This is a genomic window from Nonomuraea sp. NPDC049624 (assembly GCF_040675255.1).
Classification (GTDB): Bacteria; Actinomycetota; Actinomycetes; order Streptosporangiales; family Streptosporangiaceae; genus Nonomuraea.
On sequence record NZ_JBFAOR010000006.1, the window covers coordinates 715,487 to 735,756 of the forward strand.

The following is a 20,270-nucleotide window of genomic DNA, read 5'->3' on the forward strand; positions in this document are numbered from 1 at the left end:
GAGTGAGTACTCGCTCGTTCAAATCATTATTTGCCGGACATGTGGATCGGCAGGTCAGCCCGTCTTGTCGTCGGCCAGGTTCTTGAGCCAGACGCCGGCGCCGCGCATGAGCACGTCGAGCTCGCGGCGGAGTTCGGCGTTCTCGCGGCGCAGCCAGAGCAGCTCGTCCCGCTCCGCCAGGGAGAGCACGCCGGCCTCCGGCTGGACCAGCGGCGGGGTGTGGCGGCCCTCGGGGGCCGGGTCCTGCGTGCGGAAGACGTCCTCCCAGGGGCCGAGGACGTCGGCGGCGGCCGGAGCGGGCCCGGCCACCGGGGCCGGGGCGGGGGTCGCGGCGACGACGGGGGCCGGCGCGGCGGCGGCCCTGGTCTTCGGCAGCGTGAGGGTGACCAGCGCGGCGACCACCGCGACGCCGCAGCCGATCAGCAGGGCGGTGCGGAAGCCGGCCTCCGAGGGCAGCGTGTGGCCGCCGACCGTCACGGTGAGCTGGGCCAGGACGACGCCGATCACGGCGGCGCAGACCGAGGTGCCGATGGAGCGCATCAGGGTGTTGAAGCTGTTGGCGGAGGCGGTCTCGCTCCTCGGCACCGCGCCCATGATGAGGGCGGGCATCGCGCCGTACGCCAGGCCGACCCCGGCGCTGCCGACGCAACCGGCGATCATCAGGCCCCAGCTCCAGCCCATGAGGCCGAGAGCGGTGCCGTAACCGGCCGCGATGACCAGCGCGCCGACGAACAGGCTGGTCCTGGGCCCGCGGGCGGCCGACAGCCGGGCGCCGAGCGAGGAGACCGCCATCATCATCAGCCCGGACGGCGCCATCCAGAGCCCGGCGGCCAGCATCGACTGGCCCAGGCCGTAGCCGAGCGCGGCGGGCAGCTGCAGGATCTGCATGAGGACCAGCGACTGGGCGTACATGGCGAAGCCGACGAGGACCGAGGCCACGTTCGTGAGCAGCACCTGCGGGCGGGCGGTGGTGCGCAGGTCCACGAGGGGGTCGCGGACGCGCAGCTCCCACAGCCCCCACAGCAGGGCGAGCGCCACCGCGCCGCCGAGCAGCCCGAGGGTGGCGCCGCTCGACCAGCCCCAGTCGCCGCCCTTCGACACGCCGAGCAGCAGGCAGACCAGCGCCGCGCCCAGGCCGAACGCGCCGACCAGGTCGAGCCGGCCCCGGACGGCGGCGGCGGGCGTGGCCGGGACCAGCAGCCAGATCAGCACCGCGACCAGCACGCTGAGCGCGGCCGAGCCCCAGAACAGCACCCGCCAGTCGGCGTACTCGGCGACCGCGGCCGAGATCGGCAGCCCGAGCGCGCCGCCGATGCCCATGGACGAGCTCATCAGCGCGATGGCCGGGCCGACCCGCTGGGGCGGCAGCAGGTCGCGCAGCGCGCTGACGCCGAGCGGGATCATGCCGACGCCGAGCCCCTGGAGGCCGCGTCCGGCGATCATGGGGATCAGGGAGCCGGACAGCGCGCACACCACCGATCCGGCGATGAGCGGCACCGAGCAGACGAGCATCATGGTGCGCTTGCCGTACAGGTCGCCGAGCTTGCCGATCACGGGGGTGGCGACCGCGCCGACCAGCAGCGTCACGGTGATCACCCATGACGCGTCGGCGGCACTGGCGTGCAGCAGCCGCGGCAGCCGGCCGATGAGCGGCACCACCAGCGTCTGCATGAGCGAGCCGACGATGCCGGCGACCGCGAGCACGCTGACGATCCCGCCGCCGGAGCGCGGGCTGGGCGCGGAATGCACCATTAATCCCCCTAGTGTCCGAATGCACCCTACACAGGATGTGCCCCCTGCACAACCTGTGCACCCTGCACATCGGCCACCGCGGCGAAGGCGCGCCGTCGCACCGGAAGGTCAGCCGCGGTCGCGGGCGCCGCCGTCGAGGACCTGGTCGATGTGGGCGGCGAGCTCGACGTCGCGCTCGGTGACCCCGCCGGCCTCGTGCGTCGAGAGCCGGAAGCGGATGCCCTCCCCCGTGCGCTCGATCTCGGCCTGGTGTCCCAGCGTGGCGCCCTCGTTGTGCACCGCCTCGCTCAGCCAGCCGTAGCTGTCCGGCGTGATCGGCACGTCCTTGACCAGGGCGTCGCCGTCCCGCCGCCAGCCCTCCAGCGCCGCCAGGGCGGTGTCGATGTCCTCGTCGGTCAGGTGCTCGGCCATGTTGCCCCCCAAGTTCGTCGGCTTCCCGAGGCTCGGCTACCACCGATGGGCCGCTTCACACCCGGCATTTCTCTCTATAGCGTGTAGTACTACGACTCGTAGAGGAGGCTGTCGCATGCGGGTGCTGGTGGCGGGGGCGGGGATCAGCGGGCTGGCGGTCGCGCGCGGCCTGGTCGCGGACGGCCACGAGGTCGTCGTGCTGGAGGAGGCGGACGGGCTGCGCCTCGGCGGCGGCGCGATCACGCTGTGGTGCAACGGGACGGCGATCCTCGGCGACCTCGGGGTGGACCTGGCCGCGACGGGCCAGCGGCTGTCCACGTTATCCCTGCGCACGGCCCGGGGCCGCCGGATCATGGAGGTGGACCTGGAGTCCCTGACGGCCCGCTTCGGCTCGGCCCCCAGGGTGGTCCCGCGCGGCTCGCTGATCAGGCTGCTGGCCGCCGGCCTCCCGGCGGGCGCCGTACGGTTCGGCGCGGGCGTACGGGACGTGCGGGCCGGCCGCGACGGCGTGCGCGTGCGCACCGCGGCGGGCACGGAGCACGAGGCGGACCTCCTGGTCGGCGCCGACGGCGTGCGCTCGCGGGTACGCGCGCACGTGCTGGGCGACGCCCCCGCGACCCCGACGGGCGCGGCGATCTGGCAGGGCCTGACCCCCGCCCCCTTCGACCCCGGCCCGACCACGACGCTGATGATCGGGCGGCAGGGCGACTTCGGCTTCATGGGCGCGGGCGACGGGCTCATGCAGTGGTTCTTCGAGCAGTCCTGGTCGCCGGGCGACCCGTCGGCGGACAAGCCGGTGGCGATGTTGCGCCGCCGGTTCGCCGGCTGGGGCGCGCCGGTCGCGCGGGTGCTGGACTCGCTGGCCGACGGCGACGTCGAGCTGTTCCCGCACGCCCGGCACCGGGTCCCGCGTCGCTGGGGCGCGGGCCGGTGCGTGCTGCTCGGCGACGCGGCGCACGCGATGCCGCCGGTCGGCGCGCACGGGACGAACCAGGCACTTGAGGACGTGGCCGCGCTGACCGCCTGCCTGCGGGCCGCGCCGGACCCGGCGGCGGTCGTGGACGCGTACTCGGCGCGGCGCAGGCGGCGGGCGGCCCGCGCCTCGGCGGTCGCCGCGAACCTGCTCGCGGTGTCGGGCCCGCGGACGCTCATGCAGAGCGAGCCCCTGATGCGGCTGATGGCCGCCGTCCCGCCGGGCCTGGCGGCGCCGGGTTTCGGGCGTCTGCTGCGCGCGCTCAGCGACCGGATCTGACACTCGGAGCGCACGTCTGCGCCGTTTCTGACATAGGGGTTGACGCCGCCGGGACGCCCGGCCACCGCCGCCGAGCCCCTGACAGGCCGGTAATCACAAGATCGTTTATATAAATGCTTGAATTACAGCATTTGCGACCTGACTTACCACCTATTTCGGGCAAGTCATTTCTGTCAGGATGTACAAACTGTTTGCCGAAACCCGGTGAAATGTGATCAGTTTACGGACGTGAGAGATTTTCTCATTGTCGGGGGCGGCGTCGCGGGCGCCTGTGCGGGGTTCTTCCTCGCCAGGTCAGGCACCGTGACCCTGCTCGAAGCCGAGCAGGTCACCGGCCACCACTCGACCGGACGGTCGGCGGCGCTCTTCTCCGAGTACTTCGGCAACCGGGCCGTCCGGGCTCTCACCGCGGCGAGCAGGAACTTCCTCGCCGCGCCCCCGCCGGGTTTCGCCGACGTCCCGCTGCTGAGCCCGCGCGGCGTGCTCGCGCTGTGCCCGCACGGCGGCGAGCAGCTGTTCGACGAGGTGCTGGCCGAAGGACGGCAGGCCCCGGCGCCGGCCGTGGAGATCGACCCCGCCGAGGCCCCGGCGCACTGCCCGGTCCTGCGTCCGGGCCGGTTCAGCAGGGCGATGCTCAAGCCCGGCGCGATGGACATCGACGTCGACGCCCTCCACCAGGGCTTCCTGCGCGGCATCAGGGCCCGCGGCGGCCAGGTGCTCACCTCCGCCCGGGTCCGGGCGCTGTCGCGCGCGGGCGGCGTCTGGCGGGCGGTCACCGACGCGGGCGAGCACGCCGCGCCGATCCTGGTCAACGCGGCCGGGGCGTGGGCCGACGAGGTCGCCGGGCTGGCCGGGGTGCGGCCGGTGGGCCTGCGCCCGCTGCGCAGGACCGCGTTCCTGGTCGACCTGCCCGAGGGGACGGACGCGCGGTCCTGGCCGATGGTCACCGACGTGGCCGACACGTTCTACTTCAAGCCCGAGTCCGGGCGGCTGCTGGTCTCCCCCGCCGACGCCACGCCCGTCCCGCCCTGCGACGCCCGTCCGGACGACCTGGACGTCGCGGTGGGCGTGCGGCGCGTGCAGGAGGCCACGACGCTGGAGATTCGCAGCGTCCGGCACGCCTGGGCGGGGCTGCGCAGCGAGGTGGCCGACGGGACGCCGGTGATCGGGCCGGACCCCGGCGCGCCGGGGTTCGTCTGGCTGGCCGCCCTGGGCGGCTACGGGGTCCAGACCTCGCCCGAGGCGGGCCGGATCGCCGCCGCCGCGGCGACGGACGGGGCCGCCGAACCGGCGTACGCGCCGGGCCGGCTCCGGAACGACTTGGAACGCCTATGAGGAAGGCGACGGGGGCGTGTGGGGCAAGGGGGCCGGTCGCCGTTCGTACATTCCTGACAGAGAGGTGGAGATGACCGGCAACACCCGCGGCTTCACCGGCCGGGCGGTCGACTTCGGCCCGTTCCGTCCCGTCCCGGCGTTGATCGAGGAGCAGACCGACCGGTGCCCCGAGCGGCCGGCGGTCACCTTCGACGGCAGGACCCTCACCTACAGGCAACTGGACGACCTGGTCAACGGCCTGGCGGCGACGCTGGCCGGGCACGGCGTGGGCAAGGGCGACGTGGTCGCGGCCCTGTTGGTCAACTCGCTGGAACTGCCGGTCGCGTACCTGGCGCTGATGAAGCTGGGCGCGGCGTTCGTGCCGCTCGACCCGTCCTGGCCGGTCGAGCGCGTGCGCGACACGCTGGACGTGCTGCCGGACGGGCCGATCCTGTGCGCGGGCGGCGAGCCGCTGCCGCCGGGCGCGGCCGATCGGGCGGTGATCGTCAGGATCGACACGATCGTCCCGACCTGCGAACGTCCGGCGGTCGAGCTGGGCCCGGACGACCTGGCGTACGGCTACTTCACCTCCGGCACCACCGGCACCCCCAAGTGCGCGATGAACCGGCACGGCGGCCTGGCCAACCGGCTGCGCTTCATGACCCGCTACTTCGCCGCGACCGGCGACGACGTCGTGCTGCAGAACAGCAGGCACACCTCCGACTCCGCGCTGTGGCAGCTGTTCTGGCCGCTGACCACCGGCGGGCGCACGGTGCTGCCCGTGCAGGGCGACTTCCTCAACCTCCGGCACACCATCGACCTGATCGCCCGGTACGGCATCACCACCGCCGACTTCGTCTCCAGCGTCTTCAACGCCCTGGTCGCCATCGTGGACGGCGACGCCGCCGCCCTGCGCGCGCTGTCGTCCCTGCGCCGGCTCGTCGTCGGCAGCGAGGCGGTCAGCCCGCGCGCGGTGCACCGCCTGATGGCCCTGCTGCCCGGCCTCGACCTGACCAACGGCTACGGCCCGACCGAGGCCTCGATCGGGATGGTCTTCCACCGGGTGTCGGCGGCCGACGGCGACGCGGTCCCGCTGGGCCGCCCGATCGACAACTGCTACGCGGTCGTGGTGGACGACGACCTGCGCCCGGTCCCGCCCGGCACGACCGGCGAGATCGCGATCGGCGGCGTCTGCCTGGGCGCGGGCTACCTGGGCGACCCGGCCGCGACGGCCAGGGCGTTCGTCGGCAACCCGTTCCCGGCCGAGATCCCCGGCGAGCGCCTCTACCTCACGGGCGACCTCGGCCACCTGGACGACGACGGCCGCCTGTTCTTCGCCGGCCGCAAGGACTTCCAGGTCAAGATCCACGGCGTGCGCATCGAGCTGGGCGAGATCGCCGCGGCGGCCCAGCGCTGCCCCGGCGTGCTGCAGGCCGAGGTCCTGGTGGCCGAGCAGGCGGGCGTCAAGGCGCTGGCGCTGTTCGCCTCCGGCAGGGGCGTGACCGAGGCCGCGCTGGCCGCCGAGCTGCGCCGCACGCTGCCGCGGACCAGCGTCCCCCGCTACTTCTTCCCGCTGGCCGAGATGCCGCTGCACGACAACGGCAAGGTGGACCGCGGCCGCCTCCAGGAGATCCTCGACGGCCGGCTGGCCGAGGACACCGCGCTGCTGGCCGAGAGCGCGCCGACCGCGTGCCTGGACGACCAGGTGCTGCGGGCGATGCGCTCGGCGCTGGGCTGGCCGGGCCTGACCGCCGAGACGCACTTCGCCGAGTCGGGCGGCGACTCCATCCAGGCCCTGTCGGTGGTCCACATGATCACCGCCGAGACCGGCGTGCGCGTGGACGTCAAGGACCTGTACGACCACCCGACGGCCGGCGCGCTGGCCCGGCTGATCGAGCGGCGGCGGCACGACCACGAGGCCATCGAGGAGGAGTCGGTGCTGATGGCGCGCGACTCCGTGGTGCCCGACGGGGAGCCCATCCGGCGGGCGTCCAGGCCGGAGCGGCTGCGTACGGTGCTGGTCACCGGGGGCACCGGGTTCGTCGGCAGCCGCCTGGTGCACGAGCTGCTGAGCCGCGGCGGGCTGCGGGTGTGCTGCCTGGCGCGGGCGGCCGACGACGAGGCGGCCACGGCCCGGGTCGTGGCGGCGCTCGCCGAACGGGGGTTGTGGGAGCCGCGCTTCGCCGACCGGCTGGAGGGCTACGCGGGCGACCTGTCCTTACCCGGCCTCGGGCTGGACGGCTCCACCTGGGAGCATCTGGCCCGAGCCTGCGACCTGGTGCTGCACAACGGCGCGATGGTGAACTTCCTGTTCGACTACCGCGCCCACCGTCAGGCCAACGTGCGCGGCACGATCGAGCTGGTGCGGCTGGCGATGGCCCACCACCCGGTGCCGTTGCACTACGTCTCGACGCTGGGCGCGCTGCAGACGGAGGCGCTCCACAGGGGCGAGCGCGTCCCGGAGGACTGCGACCCGGCGCTGGCCAGGGCGCCGGGCGGCGGGTACAGCCGGTCGAAGTGGATCGCCGAGCGCTACCTGGCCGAGGCCCGGCGCCGGGGCGCGCTGGTGACCGTGCTGCGGCTGGGCGAGATCATGCCGAGCGCCGACAACGGCTACCCGAACCCGGTCGCCTTCACCCACCTGCTGCTGTCGGCGTTCGTGCGGCTCGGCGTGCGTCCGGACGTCGCCACGCGCACCGACTACACCCCGGTCGACTACGTCGCCGCGCGGGTCGGGGCGGCCGTGGCCGATCCCGAGGTCTGGGGCCGTACGCTGCACGTCTTCCGCGCCGAGAGCGTCCGCATCGACGACGTGCCGGCCCGGGCGGGCGTGCCGGTCACGCCGATCCCGTGCGGCGACTTCGCGCGGCTCGTCCGCGAGACCGGCCGGGCGAGCGGGGACCGCGAGCTGATCACGCTCGCCTCGCTGCTGCCCGCCGCGGCGGACGAGGAGGAGCTGCGCCGGGCGTTCGGCGGGCTGCTCACCGACAATCCCGCGCTGTTCCGCAAGGACGAGTGCCACAGGCTCGAACAGCGATGGCGGCTCGGCGAGGGCACCCTCGACGGCCCGATCGCCGCCTACCACGCCCGCCTGGCGGGCACGGCCGGGCAGCGGGTGCCCACCGGTTGATCAGGAAAGGTCAGGAATGCGCTACCGCAAGATGGGAAACCTCGGCTGGGAGGTCAGCGAGGTCGGCTACGGCATGTGGGGCATCGGCGGCGGCCCCGGCGGCTTCACCGGCTGGGACTACGACGTCGCACCTCAATGCCTCGACGAGGCCGTCGAACTGGGCTGCACCTTCTTCGACACCGCCTGGGTCTACGGCCGCGGCGTCAGCGAGCAGCTGCTCGGCGCGCTGCTGCGCCGCCACTCCGGCCACCGGCTGTACGTGGCCACGAAGATCCCGCCGAAGAACCGCGAATGGCCGCCGAAACCGGACGACACCCTCGACGACGCCTACCCCGCCGAGCACATCCGCGAGTACACCCACCGCAGCCTGGACAACCTGGGCGTCTCGCGCATCGACCTCATGCAGTTCCACACCTGGGAGGACCGCTGGGCCCGGGACGAGCGGTGGCAGGAGGCGATCAGGGACCTCAAGAGCGAGGGCCTGATCGACGCGGTCGGCATCAGCGTCAACCGGTGGGAGCCGGCCAACTGCTTCGCCGCGCTCGACACCGGCCTGATCGACGTCATCCAGGTGATCTACAACATCTTCGACCAGGCGCCCGAGGACGAGCTGTTCGACCGGGCGCTGCGCGAGGGCGTGGGCATCATCGCCCGGGTGCCGTTCGACGAGGGCACGCTCACGGGCACGCTGACCGCGGACAGCACGTGGCCGCCGGAGGACTGGCGCAGCACGTACTTCGGGCCGGAGAACCTGGGGCCGAGCGTCGAGCGGGCCGAACGGCTCAAGGCGGCGCTCCCGGAGGGGCTCTCGCTGCCGGAGGTCGCGCTGCGGTTCGTGCTGCACCACCCGGCGGTCAGCACGGTGATCCCGGGGATGCGCAGGCCGGCGCACGTGCGGGCCAACCTCGGCGTCTCCGACGGGCGGCCGCTCGACCCGGACCTGCTGAGCGAGCTGCGGCGGCACCGCTGGGACCGGGTGCCGGCGTGGTGGTCGGGGTGAGCGGGCCGCTGGTCGCCATGTGGGCGCACTCGCGCTCGGCCTCGACGGCGTTCCTGCGCATGATGATCGAGCGGGGCGACGTGGCCGTCCTGCACGAGCCGTTCCTGGCGCTGACCGAGGAGGGCTCGCTGACGCTGCCCTCGCCGGACGGCGGCCAGGTGACGGCCCGCTCGGAGAAGGAGCTGCTGGTGCGGCTGGCCGAGCTGGCGCGGGCGCGGCCGGTGTTCGTCAAGGAGGTGCTCGACTACGAGTACCCGCACCTGTTCAAGCATCCGGAGGATCTGGCGGGGATCGTCCACACGTTCATCGTGCGCCACCCGCGGCCGACCATCGCCTCGCACTACGCGATCAAACCGGCGGTGACCTGCGACGAGATCGGCTACGAGCGGCTGTTCCTGCTGCACGAGCTGGTCCGGGAGGCCACCGGCCGGCGGCCGCTGGTGATCCGCACCGAACGGCTGATCCGCGAGCCGGCGGCGGTCGTCGAGGAGTTCTGCGCCTACACCGGCCTGCCCTTCCTGCCCGGCTCGCTCACCTGGGCCGCCGGCGACCGCCCGGAGTGGGGACGGACCCGCCGCTGGCACCTGGACGCGAGCGGCAGCGCCGGGTTCGAGGACCGCGGCAACGTCTACGCCGCGACCGTGGACAACCATCCGGGCCTGCGGGCCTTCTACGACCACCACCTCCCCTTCTACCAGCGCCTCGTCCAGGACGAATAGGGAGTATCCATGTCAGAGTCACCGGGCCGGCTGTTCGCGCGGGCCTACGCCGAGGACCCCGGCCACGCGGAAGTGACCTTCGACTACACCATCACCGAGGCGCACGAGCCGACCAAGGACCGGCCCCGCCTGACCGTGCGCAACCTGCTCAAGGTCGTCCCCGTCGAGGGCGACCGGGCCCGGTTCTGGACGGAGTCGCCGCCCGGTGAGGAGGAGCGGCGCTCGGTGCGCGACGCGGACGTGCGCCGCGAGGCGGCCTTCAGGTTCGGCATGTCGGAGGCCAAGGTGCATCCGATCCGGGCCTGGGTGCAGATCCCCGACGGCCTGGCCGCCGACCCGGACGCCCTGGCCACCTTCCTCGACTACCGCCTGCTGGTCCGGCTGGCCACGGCCGAGAACCTGGCCCTGACCACCGCCCTGCTCGGCCATCCGGAGATCGCCCGCCTGCCGTACGACGACTACGTCCACGGCGTGTTGTCGGCCTGCGACGAGGTCGAGCAGTCGGGCGCGACCCCGCACGCGATGATCGTCAACCCGCGCGACTACTACCACCGGCTGATCGGCCGGGGCGGGCTGCTGGCCGAGCTGGCCGAGGGCAACGGCATGAAGGTCAGCCGCAACCGGTGGGTCGCGCCCGGGGACGCCCTGGTCGGCGACATCTCCGTGGCGGCCAGGCTGCTGGACGCCCGCCGCTCGGTGATCCGGGTGGCCGAGCCGCCGCCCGGCACGTTCGCCCGGCCGGGCGTGGCCGTCTGCGCGGAGGTGTACGAGGGCGTCGCGGTGCATCTGCCGGGGTTGTTCTACCTGGTCACCCCTGCCGGGGAAAACACCGTATTTCCCACTTCATAGCAATCGAGTAGAACGAGAACGACGAAAGGCGGTGACCGTGTCGGACACGAGCCAGGAATACCGGCGCAATGGTTGGTGGCGCGACGAGACCTTCCTCGACGACTTACGCCGCAACATCGGTGCGTCCCCCGACAAGGCGGCACTGATCAGCCGGCGCGTCGCCGACGGTGTCACCGACGTCGTCACGTACGCCGAGCTGGGCGCGATGACCGACCGCATCGCGCACGGCCTGGTCCGGCTGGGCGTGCGGCCGGGCGACTTCGTCGCCATCCAGCTGCCCAACCGCAGGGAGACGCTGCCCCTCGCGCTGGCGTGCATGAAGGTCGGCGCGCGCATCGCCCCGCAGATGCCCATCTACCGGCACCGCGAGCTGGACTTCATGATCCGGCTGACCGAGGCGAAGCTGTTCGTCACCACGAGCCGGATCGGCCACCTGGACACGGCGGAGACGGGGATGACCCTGGCCCGGGAGATCCCGAGCCTGGAGCACGTGATCGTCGTCGGCGGCGACGGCCCGCCCGGCTCGCTCGACTTCGACGAGCTGCTGCTCAACCCGGAACCGGGCGACCCGGCCGACATCGAGGGCCGCGAGCTGGGCCCCGACGACCCGTTCCTCATCCTGTTCACCTCGGGCACCACCGGCGAGCCCAAGGGCGCCCTGCACAGCCAGAACACCCTGTACGCCGACATCAAGGGCTACGGGGAGGCGTTCGGGCTGGACCAGAGCCTGGTCATCATGACCGCCCAGACGTCGATGCACTACGTCGGGCTGGTGATGGCGTACCTGACGGCGCTGACGCTGGGCGGCACCGCGGTCACGGCCGACGCCTGGGATCCCGGCGTCTATCTCGACCTGATGGCCGACCACGACGTCACCATGTACTACGGCTCGCCGCCGTTCGCCCGGGAGATCAGCGAGGAGCAGGCGGCCCGGCCGCGCGAGCTGCCCAGCCTGAGCGTCTTCGTCTCCGGCTCGGCCCCCGTCCCGCCGCACCTGGTGGAACGGGTCACCGAGACGCTGGGCGTGCGCGTGTACGCGCTGTGGGGCATGACCGAGAACGGCGGCGTCACCATGACCAGGCCGCAGGACCCGCCCGAGCGGGCCGGCGAGAGCGACGGCACGGTCATCTCCGGCATGGAGGTGCGCATCGTCGACGAGGAGAACAAGCCGGTCGAGAAGGGCGAGATCGGCGCGCTCCAGGTACGCGGCGCGGCCCAGTGCCTCGGCTACTACCTGCGCGACGAGATCTACGCCAAGTCGATCACCCCGGACGGCTGGTTCGACACCGGCGACCTGGCCCGCGACGACGGCTACGGCGGCGTGCGCATCTCCGGCAGGACCAAGGACGTCATCATCGCCAACATGTGCCTCAAGCTGCCGGTCAGCGACATCGAGGCGCTGCTCGGCCGGCATCCGGCGATCCGCGACATCGCCCTCATCGGCATCCCGGACCCGGCGCTGGTCGAGCAGGTGTGCGCCGTCGTCACGCCGTCGGGCGAGCCGCCCACGCTGGAGGAGCTGCGCGCCTACCTCAAGGAGGCCGGCGTGAACGACTGGTTCTGGCCCGAACGGCTGGAGATCGTCGAGGAGATGCCGCGGACCGTCACCGGCAAGATCCGCAAGGTCGAGCTGCGGGAGCGGTTCGGCGCGGCGTCGGACTGAGGTGGCCGGTTCACGGGCGCTCCCGCTCGCCGTCCTGTGCGGGAGCGCCTTCCTCGGCGCGATCGACGTGCAGCTCGCGAACATCGCCTTCCCCGACATCCTGCGCAGCTTCCCCGGCAGCAGCCTGCCGGAGCTGTCGTGGGTGTTCAACGGCTACGCGATCGTGTTCACCGCCGCGTTGCTGCCGGCGGGCGGCCTGGCCGACCGGTTCGGCGCCCGGCGGGTGTTCCTGACCGGCCTCGCGGTGTTCGTGGTCGGCGCCGCCCTGTGCGCGGTCGCGCCGTCGGCCGGCGCGCTGATCGCCGCCCGGGTCGTGCAGGGCGTGGGCGGCGGGGTGATCACGCCGCTGACGCTCGCGCTGATCCTGCCGTACTACCCGCCGGAACGCCGGGGCACGGCGATCGGGCTGTGGAGCGCGGCGCAGTCGGTGGCGACGGCGTCGGGGCCGTCGCTGGGCGGCATGCTGGTCGGCGTCTGGGACTGGCGGACGGTGTTCTTCCTGCACCTGCCGGTCGGCGCGGCCGTGCTGGCGGGCGCCTGGCGGATCGTGCCCAGGGGGACGGGCGAGGCGGCCACGTCCAGGCTGCCGGACATCGCCGGGCTGCTGCTGCTGGTGGGGGCCATCGGGCTGCCCTCGCTGGCGATCGTGCAGAGCGACGCGTGGGGGCCGGGGAGCCCCGGCACGATCGCGGCGCTGGTCGCGGGCGTCGTCGTGGCCGTGCTGTTCGTCCGGCGGGCGCGCACGCATCCCGCGCCGATCGTGGACCTGGGCGCGCTGCGGGCGCGCGGCACGCAACGGGCCAACCTCGCGATGTTCCTGGTCGGGCTGGTGATGTTCGCGCTGCCGCTGGCCAACATCCTGTTCCTGACCGGGATCTGGGGGTACTCCGTGGCCGCCGCGGGGCTCGCCGTCACGCCGGGCGCGCTCGCCCAGGTGCTGACCGCGCCGCTGGCCGGGCGGCTGGCCGCCAGGACCGGCCACCGCCTGCTCGCCCTGTGCGGGGTGGCGCTGCTGGCCCTGTCCACGGCGTACCTGGCGTTCGCGGCGGGGGGCGAGCCGGCGTACCTGGCGGTGGTGCTGCCCGCGGTGGTGCTGTCGGGGGTCGCGGTGGCCGTGCTGATCACGTCGCTGAGCGGCGCGGCGGTGGCCGAGATCCCGCCCGCGCGGCTGGCCACCGGCACCGCCCTGTCGGTGACCTCGCGGGCCGTCGGGGCCGTCATCGGCGTCTCGGCGCTGGTGCTGGTGCTGTCGGGCGACCGGCTCGGGGCGGTCGGGGCCTACCACGGGGTGTGGCTGACGATGCTGGGGCTGTGCGCGCTGATCGCCGTCGCCGCCGCCGGCCTGCGCGCCCCGCGGGCCGAGCCCGCCGCGCAACGCGCCTGACCGCGCACGGCCTCCAGCGACGGGCCCGCCGGGTCAGCCGGGGGCGTAGGCCAGGACGTGGTCGTGCAGCAGGCGTCCGGCCTGCGGGTCGTCCCGCTCGAACGCCTCCACCAGGGGCTCGTGGTCGGCCGCGTTCTCGTGCGGCCGCATCCTGAACAGCCGGATCGACACGTGCGTCCACACCTCGACGCCGAGCGACTCCCACACCGACACCAGCAGCGCGTTCCCGGAGGCCGCGACGATCTCCCGGTGGAAGGCGACGCCGTGGCGCACCTGGTCATCGAGGGAGCCGGCGGCCGCGGCGGCGTGCAGGCGGGCCACGTGGACGCGCAGCGCCGCCGCCGGCGGCCGGCCGAGACGGGTGGCGGTCTCCTCCAGGCCGGCCCGCACCTGGTAGACCTCGCGCAGGTCGTCGAGGGTGAAGCCGCGCACCCGGGCGCCGCGGTTGGGGGCCGACTCGACCAGCCGGAGCGCCTCCAGCTCGCGCAGCGCCTCGCGGACGGGGGCCTGGCTGACCTGGAGCTCGGCGGCCAGGCGGCGCTCGACGATGCGCTCGCCGGGCTCCCAGCGGCCGCTGATCAGGCCGTCGAGCAGCACTTTCCTGATCTCCTCGCGCAACGGCGGCCGCACCACGGGCTCCACAGATAATCCTTTCATCGGATGATCGATCATATGGTGTTTAATGGAAGCATGGAGAAAGACCTGGATCCACAGGAGACCGCCGAATGGCTCGAATCGCTTGAGGCGGTCCGGCGGGCGGCCGGTCCCGATCGGGCCGATTACCTGCTGCGCAGGCTCGCCACGAGCACGCGCTATCTCAACACGGTGCCCACCGCCGAGGAACCCGCCTACCCCGGCGACCTGGAGCTCGAAGAACGCGTCGCGGCCTACGACCGGTGGAACGCCGCCGTCATGGTCAGCCGGGGCAGCAAGCTCGGCCTCGGCGGCCACCTGGCCACCTACGCCTCGGCCGCCTGGCTGTACGAGGTCGGCTTCAACCACTTCTTCCACGGCACGGACGACCAGGTCTTCTTCCAGGGGCACGCCTCCCCCGGCGTCTACGCGCGGGCCTTCCTCGAAGGTCGTCTGAGCGAGGAGCAGCTCGACCTGTTCCGGCGCGAGACGCTGGGCGGGCTGCCGTCGTACCCGCACCCGAGGGCGATGTCGGGCTTCTGGCAGTTCCCGACCGTGTCGATGGGCATCGGCCCGCTCAACGCGGTCTACCAGGCGCGCTTCAACCGCTACCTGCACAACCGCGGCATCAAGGACACCTCGCACAGCCATGTCTGGGCCTTCCTGGGTGACGGCGAGATGGACGAGCCGGAGTCCACCGCGGCGCTGACGCTGGCCGCCAGGGAGGGGCTGGACAACCTCACCTTCGTGATCAACTGTAACCTCCAGCGGCTCGACGGCCCGGTACGCGGCAACACCCGGATCGTGCAGGAGCTGGAGAGCGTCTTCCGGGGCGCGGGCTGGCACGTCGTCAAGGCGCTGTGGGGCGCCGAGTGGGACGGCCTGCTCGGCTCCGACGAGCTCGTGGCCCGGCTCGGCGAGGTGCCGGACGGCCAGTTCCAGACGTTCGCCGCCGCCGACGGCGCCTACATCAGGCAGCACCTGTTCCAGGGGCTCGACGTGCCGTACTCCGACGACGACCTGCGGCGCATCGTCGGCGGCTCGCGGGCCGGGCACGAGCCGCGCAAGGTGTACGCCGCCTACCACCGGGCGCTGCAGAACCGGGGCGCGCCCACGGTGGTCCTCGTCCAGACGGTCAAGGGCTGGACGCTGGGGGCGGGCGTCGAGGCGCGCAACGCCAACCACCAGATGAAGAAGCTCACCCTCGACGAGTTCCGTGTCATGCGCGACCGGCTCGGCCTGCCGGTCCCCGACTCGGCGCTGGCAGGGGAGCTGCCGCCGTACCTGCACCCGGGGCCCGGCTCGGCGGAGGCCGAGTACGTCGCCGAGCGCCGCCGGGAGCTGGGCGGCCCGATCCCCCGCCGCACGGTGGCCGCCCGGCCGCTGCCGCAGCCGGGCGAGCGGCCGTTCGCGGCCCTGGCCAAGGGCTCGACGCAGCCGATCGCCACCACGATGGCGTTCGTCCGGCTGGTCAAGGACCTGATGAAGGAGCCGGAGACCGGGCGGCGCTGGGTGCCGATCGTGCCCGACGAGGCCAGGACGTTCGGCATGGAGTCGCTGTTCCCCACGGCGAAGATCTACTCGCCGCTCGGCCAGCGGTACGAGTCCGTCGACCGGGAGCTGCTGCTGGCGTACAAGGAGGCGGTGGACGGGCAGATCCTCATCGAGGGCATCACCGAGGCCGGGTCGATGGCCTCCTTCACCGCGGCGGCCACCAGCTACGCCACCCACGGCGAGCCGATGGTGCCGTTCTACATCTTCTACTCGATGTTCGGCTGGCAGCGGACCGGCGACCAGATGTGGGCCCTGGCCGACCAGCTCGGCCGCGGCTTCCTGGTCGGCGCGACCGCCGGCCGCACCACCATGACGGGCGAGGGCCTGCAGCACGCCGACGGCCACTCCCAGCTCCTGGCCTCCGCCAACCCCGCCTGCCTGGCCTACGACCCGGCCTTCGCCTACGAGGTCGGCGTCATCGTCCGCGACGGGCTCAGGCGCATGTACGGCGAGGCCGCCGAGGACGTGTTCTACTACCTGACCGTCTACAACGAGCCGCTGCCCCAGCCGGCGATGCCCGAGGGCGTCGAGGAGGGCATCGTCAAGGGCATCTACCGCTACTCCGCCGGCGGCGGCGCCGCGCACCTGCTGGCCAGCGGCACCGCGATCCACTGGGCGCTGGAGGCCCAGCGGCTGCTGGCCGAGGAGTACGGGCTGGGCGTGGACGTCTGGTCGGTCACCTCGTGGAGCGAGCTGCGGCGCGAGGCCATGTCGGCGACCGGGGTGCCGTACGTGCGGCGGGCGCTGGCCGGGACCGAGGGGCCGGTGATCGCGGTCAGCGACTGGATGCGGGCCGTGCCCGACCAGATCAGGCCGTGGATCGACCGGCCGTGGACGTCGCTCGGCACCGACGGGTTCGGGCTCTCCGACACCCGGGAGGCCGTGCGCAGGCACTTCGGGGTCGATCCGCGGTCGATCGCGGACGCCGTGCTGAAGGCGGTGGAGGAGTAGCAGCGAGGCGACTCGTCCCGGCGTAACCTTATTTATCGAGGAATCTCCCTAAGTTAGGGCCTGGTGCACCAACCGTGTTCTGCTGATCCCGGGGGGAGACGGGTGAGAACACGGTTGCGCCGGTCGCTGCGTACGCGCCTGGCACTGCTCGCCGGCATCGCCATGCTGCTGCTGAACGTCGTCGTCAGCGGCTTCGTCATGTTCGGCATCCACGACGACGTCGCCGACGTGCGCGCCAGCGACGTGTCCGCGCGGGCCCTGCGCGTGCTCCTCATGGTCAAGCGCAACCAGCTCCCCCAGGTGCTGGAACCCCTCGGCCTCGACGGCATCCAGGTCGTCGACCCGGCCGGACGGGCCGTCGCCTGGACGCCCAACCTGGCCGGCGCCCCCCGCCAGACGGCCCACATCCCCCGCGACCAGGCCAACTACGTCAGCAGGAGCTGCGACCTGCCGGCCTTCCCCGGCCGGTGCGAGCTCGTGGTCGCCCTGCGCGCCTTCCAGCCCGAGGGCACCTGGATCATCTACGCCTTCGACCCCGCGGTCCCCTGGTTCGTCAGCCCGCAGGTCGTGCTGTTCCAGATCGTGGTGTCGGCGCTGCTGGTCGGGCTGACCTTCTTCGGGGTGTCGCGGGTCGTGGCCAGGACGCTCGCCCCCGTCAGCAGCATCACCAAGCGGCTCGCCGAGATCACCGCGGACGGCGGCGGCCTGCGGGTGCCCGTCCCGGACACCGACGACGAGATCAGAGCCCTGGCCGAGACCGCCAACCAGACGCTGGAACGGCTGGAGACGGCGCGGGCCCGCCTGGAGGCCGCGATGGAGCAGCAGCGCAGGTTCGCCGGCGACGCCTCGCACGACCTGCGCAGCCCGATCACCGCCATGCGCGCGCAGGTCGAGGAGGCCATGCTGCATCCGGAGGAGACCGACTGGCGGGAGACCAGCACCCAGGTGCTGGCCAGCCTCGACCGGCTGCAGGCCATCGTCACCGACCTGCTCACGCTGACCAAGCTGGACGCCGGTGCCCCGAGCGACCGCGAGCCGGTGGACCTGGGCGACCTGGTCACCGCCGAGACCGCCCGGCCGCGGGCCAAGCGCGTGGTCACCCACCCGGACGAGGGCGTGGTCGTCATGGGCGACCGGCTGCAGCTCACCCGGCTGCTGACGAACCTGCTGGACAACGCCGAGCGGCACGCCGAGACGCAGGTCACCGTGACGGTCCTGGAGGAGGACGGCCGGGCCGTGCTGGAGGTCCTGGACGACGGCGCAGGCATCGAACCGGCCCAGCGCGAGCTCGTCTTCCAGCGCTTCACCCGCCTGGACGACTCCCGCAACCGCGACGCCGGCGGCACCGGCCTCGGGCTGCCGATCGCCCGGGAGATCGCGACCGCGCACCACGGCACGCTGACCATCGAGGACTCCCCCAAGGGCGCCCGCTTCGTCCTCCGCCTCCCCCTCGCCTGACGGGTGCGGGGCCGCCGGGTTCCTAGTGCTTGCCGTGGCCGCGGGCCAGGCCCCTGCCGTGCTTGGCCTTGGCGGCCTGATGGCCGATCTTCCGCCCCTTGCCCGAGGTGGCCGCGGAAGTGGCGCCGGACCTGGCGCCGGTCCTCGCGCCGGTCCTCGCGCCGGTCACGGCGGGCCGCTGGGCCGGCGGCTGGGCGAGGGGCTGTGCGGACGGACGGCGGCGGGAGCCGCTCTGCTCGCCCGCGCGGTCGGCGGCCTCCTGCGAGGCGCGGTCGCGCGCGACGGCCACGGCGTGCATGATGCCCTCCTGCTCGGGGGCCTGGTTCGGCGCCGGGTCGGCGTGGGAGGGCGTGCGGGTGGCGGCGGGCGGGCCGCCGTCGCCGTTCCAGGACGTCGTGAGGAGCACGCTGGTGACGAGCGCGGCCAGGGCGGTGAGCTGCCGCCAGCGCTGCGGCCTGCCCGGATGCGGGATCGACACCGAGAACGGCAGCAGCTCGCGGTGCGCGCGAAGCCCTCGCGCGGCGCCGGGCATGGTCCGGCGGACCACGTGGTTGCGCTCGCCGGTCCTGCGTCCCGCGCGGTCCCACCCGGGGATCCGCCGCCTGGCGTCCGGCCGCGCCCCGGCGACGGCCCCCGCGTCCGCGACGCCCGCCGGGACGGCGACGCTCTCCGGGACGGCGACGCTCTCCGGGACGGGGGCGGGAGCGGTTTCCGGGGTGGGGAGGGAGACCTCCGGGGCGGGGCCCGGGGGGAAGAGGGTGGGGGCCAGGAGGTCGCCGGTGTTGGGCAGCGGGGTGGCCAGGGGGATGGCGGCGGTGTCGTGGGGTTCCTCGTCGCGCAGCGCGGCCACCCGGGTCAGGCGCCGCCGGGCCTCCTCGCCGTCGATCCGGCGGGCGGGGTCCTTGACCAGGAGACCGGCGATGACCGGCGCGAGCGGCCCGGCCAGGTGGAACGGCGCGGGCTCGGAGGTGAGCACCGCGGTCAGGGCGGCCAGGTGGCCGCTGTGCGGGAAGGGCGACTGGCCTTCGACGGCCGCGTACAGGGTGGCGCCGAGGGACCACAGGTCGGCCTGCGGGGTCGCCTGGCCGCCGCGCAGGCGTTCCGGGGCGATGTAGGCGGGCGTGCCCACCACCATGCCCGACTGGGTGATGTTGGCCTGGTCGTCGAGGGTGGTGGCCAGGCCGAAGTCGGTGAGCAGGGCGTGCCGGTCGCCGTTCAGCAGGATGTTGCCGGGCTTGACGTCGCGGTGCACGATGCCGTCGGCGTGCGCCGCGCCCAGCGCCTCCAGCACCTGCAGCCCGAGGCGCGCGGCCTCGGGCGGGGACAGCGGCCCGCGCTCGGCGATCACGTCGGCGAGGCTGCGCGAGGGCACGAGCTGGAGCACGATCCACGGCCGTTCGTCGGCCACCACCACGTCGTAGACTGCGGCGATGTGCGGGTGGCTCAGCCGGGCGGCCAGCCGCGCCTCCCGCATCGTCCGGCCGAGCAGCCGCTCCCGCTCGGCCCCCAGCGTGTGCCCGAGGGTGACCTCCTTGACCGCGACCTGCCGGTCGAGCAGCTCGTCGTGGGCTCGCCAGACGCGGCCCATGCCACCGCGGCCCAGTTCGGACAGCAGCCGGTAGCGTCCGGCCAGCAACCAGCCCGCACAGTGGGAAAGTGACATGCCGCCCTGCCTACCCGATCATCCCGCCCTCATGCAACGGCCGCACAAGCTTCGAGTCGTTCCTGTGAGGAGGGCGGGCCGGGCGGGGGGCGCGGGTCACCCGTTGGTGGGGAAGCCGAGGTTCACGCCGCCGTGGGACGGGTCCAGCCAGCGCGAGGTCACCACCTTGCCCCGCGTGTAGAAATGCACCCCCTCGGTGCCGTGCACATGCGTGTCACCGAACAACGACGACTTCCACCCGCCGAAACTGTAGAACGCCATCGGCACCGGGATCGGTACGTTGATCCCCACCATCCCCACCTCGACCTCGTTCTGGAACCGCCGCGCCGCACCGCCGTCGTTGGTGAAGATCGCCGTGCCGTTGCCGTACACACCCTCGTTGATCACCCGCAGGCCCTCCTCGTACGAGGACACCCGCACCACCGACAACACCGGCCCGAAAATCTCCTCGGTATGCGTCCGCGACCCCACCGGCACCTGATCCAGCACCGTCGGCCCCAGCCAGAACCCGCCGCCCCGGCCGCCCAGCACCTCGGT

15 protein-coding genes are annotated in these 20,270 nt (G+C 73.4%); 10 read left to right on the top strand and 5 right to left on the bottom strand.

Annotation, left to right across the window (positions count from 1 at the left end):
* Positions 1–54 precede the first annotated feature (54 nt).
* On the bottom strand, positions 55–1,752 hold the full coding sequence (locus AB0J76_RS27825) for an MFS transporter (protein ID WP_352323753.1): 1,698 nt from the start codon (positions 1,750–1,752) through the stop codon (positions 55–57).
* A 108-nt stretch (positions 1,753–1,860) separates the two neighbouring features.
* The gene (locus tag AB0J76_RS27830) at positions 1,861–2,163 is read right to left on the bottom strand and encodes a 4a-hydroxytetrahydrobiopterin dehydratase (protein ID WP_352323751.1); all 303 of its coding nucleotides are present in this window, start codon (positions 2,161–2,163) and stop codon (positions 1,861–1,863) included.
* Positions 2,164–2,278: 115 nt separating this feature from the next.
* On the opposite strand from AB0J76_RS27830, the gene AB0J76_RS27835 reads away from it, so the two are divergent.
* From AB0J76_RS27835 to AB0J76_RS27870, 8 genes are all read left to right on the top strand, one after another.
* Entirely contained in the window at positions 2,279–3,415 is a 1,137-nt protein-coding gene (locus AB0J76_RS27835) for an NAD(P)/FAD-dependent oxidoreductase (RefSeq protein ID WP_352323750.1), read from the top strand.
* A gap of 228 nt (positions 3,416–3,643) precedes the next feature.
* Complete coding sequence (locus AB0J76_RS27840) at positions 3,644–4,750, top strand: FAD-binding oxidoreductase (protein WP_364390887.1); 1,107 nt, start codon at positions 3,644–3,646, stop codon at positions 4,748–4,750.
* A gap of 70 nt (positions 4,751–4,820) precedes the next feature.
* Complete coding sequence (locus tag AB0J76_RS27845) at positions 4,821–7,859, top strand: amino acid adenylation domain-containing protein (protein ID WP_352323748.1); 3,039 nt, start codon at positions 4,821–4,823, stop codon at positions 7,857–7,859.
* Positions 7,860–7,875: 16 nt separating this feature from the next.
* Positions 7,876–8,859 (top strand): aldo/keto reductase, encoded by a 984-nt coding sequence (locus AB0J76_RS27850; protein WP_352323747.1) that lies wholly within the window; start codon positions 7,876–7,878, stop codon positions 8,857–8,859.
* The gene (locus AB0J76_RS27855) at positions 8,844–9,578 is read left to right on the top strand and encodes a hypothetical protein (protein WP_352323746.1); all 735 of its coding nucleotides are present in this window, start codon (positions 8,844–8,846) and stop codon (positions 9,576–9,578) included. The genes AB0J76_RS27850 and AB0J76_RS27855 overlap by 16 nt, the downstream gene beginning before the upstream one ends.
* Before the next feature lie 9 nt (positions 9,579–9,587).
* Positions 9,588–10,427: a family 3 encapsulin nanocompartment shell protein gene (locus AB0J76_RS27860; RefSeq protein ID WP_352323745.1), complete on the top strand. Its 840-nt coding sequence runs from the start codon at positions 9,588–9,590 to the stop codon at positions 10,425–10,427.
* Positions 10,428–10,464: 37 nt separating this feature from the next.
* The gene (locus tag AB0J76_RS27865) at positions 10,465–12,090 is read left to right on the top strand and encodes an AMP-binding protein (protein ID WP_352323743.1); all 1,626 of its coding nucleotides are present in this window, start codon (positions 10,465–10,467) and stop codon (positions 12,088–12,090) included.
* Between the two features lies 1 nt (position 12,091).
* Positions 12,092–13,474, top strand: coding sequence for a DHA2 family efflux MFS transporter permease subunit (locus AB0J76_RS27870; protein WP_352323742.1), 1,383 nt, complete (start codon positions 12,092–12,094; stop codon positions 13,472–13,474).
* Positions 13,475–13,507: 33 nt separating this feature from the next.
* Here the strand turns inward: AB0J76_RS27870 and AB0J76_RS27875 are convergent, their stop codons facing one another.
* Complete coding sequence (locus AB0J76_RS27875; RefSeq protein WP_352323740.1) at positions 13,508–14,116, bottom strand: GntR family transcriptional regulator; 609 nt, start codon at positions 14,114–14,116, stop codon at positions 13,508–13,510.
* Positions 14,117–14,164: 48 nt separating this feature from the next.
* Here AB0J76_RS27875 and aceE point away from each other — a divergent pair, with 48 nt between their 5' ends.
* Positions 14,165–16,612, top strand: coding sequence for a pyruvate dehydrogenase (acetyl-transferring), homodimeric type (gene aceE / locus AB0J76_RS27880; RefSeq protein WP_352323739.1), 2,448 nt, complete (start codon positions 14,165–14,167; stop codon positions 16,610–16,612).
* Between the two features lie 102 nt (positions 16,613–16,714).
* Positions 16,715–18,070, top strand: a complete 1,356-nt coding sequence (locus AB0J76_RS27885; protein WP_352323738.1) for a HAMP domain-containing sensor histidine kinase — start codon at positions 16,715–16,717, stop codon at positions 18,068–18,070.
* 22 nt (positions 18,071–18,092) lie between these two features.
* On the opposite strand, the gene AB0J76_RS27890 is transcribed toward AB0J76_RS27885, so the two are convergent.
* Together AB0J76_RS27890 and AB0J76_RS27895 are read right to left on the bottom strand one after the other, a co-directional pair.
* Positions 18,093–19,733 carry a protein kinase gene (locus AB0J76_RS27890; protein ID WP_364390897.1) on the bottom strand — a complete coding sequence of 547 codons (1,641 nt, stop codon included), beginning with the start codon at positions 19,731–19,733 and terminating at the stop codon, positions 18,093–18,095.
* 96 nt (positions 19,734–19,829) lie between these two features.
* A partial coding sequence (locus AB0J76_RS27895) for an aldehyde dehydrogenase family protein (protein ID WP_364390900.1) occupies positions 19,830–20,270 on the bottom strand: 441 nt, incomplete at its 5' end.

Coding starts and splice junctions, on each gene's coding strand:
- AB0J76_RS27825 (WP_352323753.1), bottom strand. CDS start 1,752: ATGGTGCATTCCGCGCCCAGCCCGCGCTCCGGCGGCGGGATCGTCAGC.
- AB0J76_RS27830 (WP_352323751.1), bottom strand. CDS start 2,163: ATGGCCGAGCACCTGACCGACGAGGACATCGACACCGCCCTGGCGGCG.
- AB0J76_RS27835 (WP_352323750.1), top strand. CDS start 2,279: ATGCGGGTGCTGGTGGCGGGGGCGGGGATCAGCGGGCTGGCGGTCGCG.
- AB0J76_RS27845 (WP_352323748.1), top strand. CDS start 4,821: ATGACCGGCAACACCCGCGGCTTCACCGGCCGGGCGGTCGACTTCGGC.
- AB0J76_RS27850 (WP_352323747.1), top strand. CDS start 7,876: ATGCGCTACCGCAAGATGGGAAACCTCGGCTGGGAGGTCAGCGAGGTC.
- AB0J76_RS27860 (WP_352323745.1), top strand. CDS start 9,588: ATGTCAGAGTCACCGGGCCGGCTGTTCGCGCGGGCCTACGCCGAGGAC.
- aceE (WP_352323739.1), top strand. CDS start 14,165: ATGGAGAAAGACCTGGATCCACAGGAGACCGCCGAATGGCTCGAATCG.
- AB0J76_RS27890 (WP_364390897.1), bottom strand. CDS start 19,733: ATGTCACTTTCCCACTGTGCGGGCTGGTTGCTGGCCGGACGCTACCGG.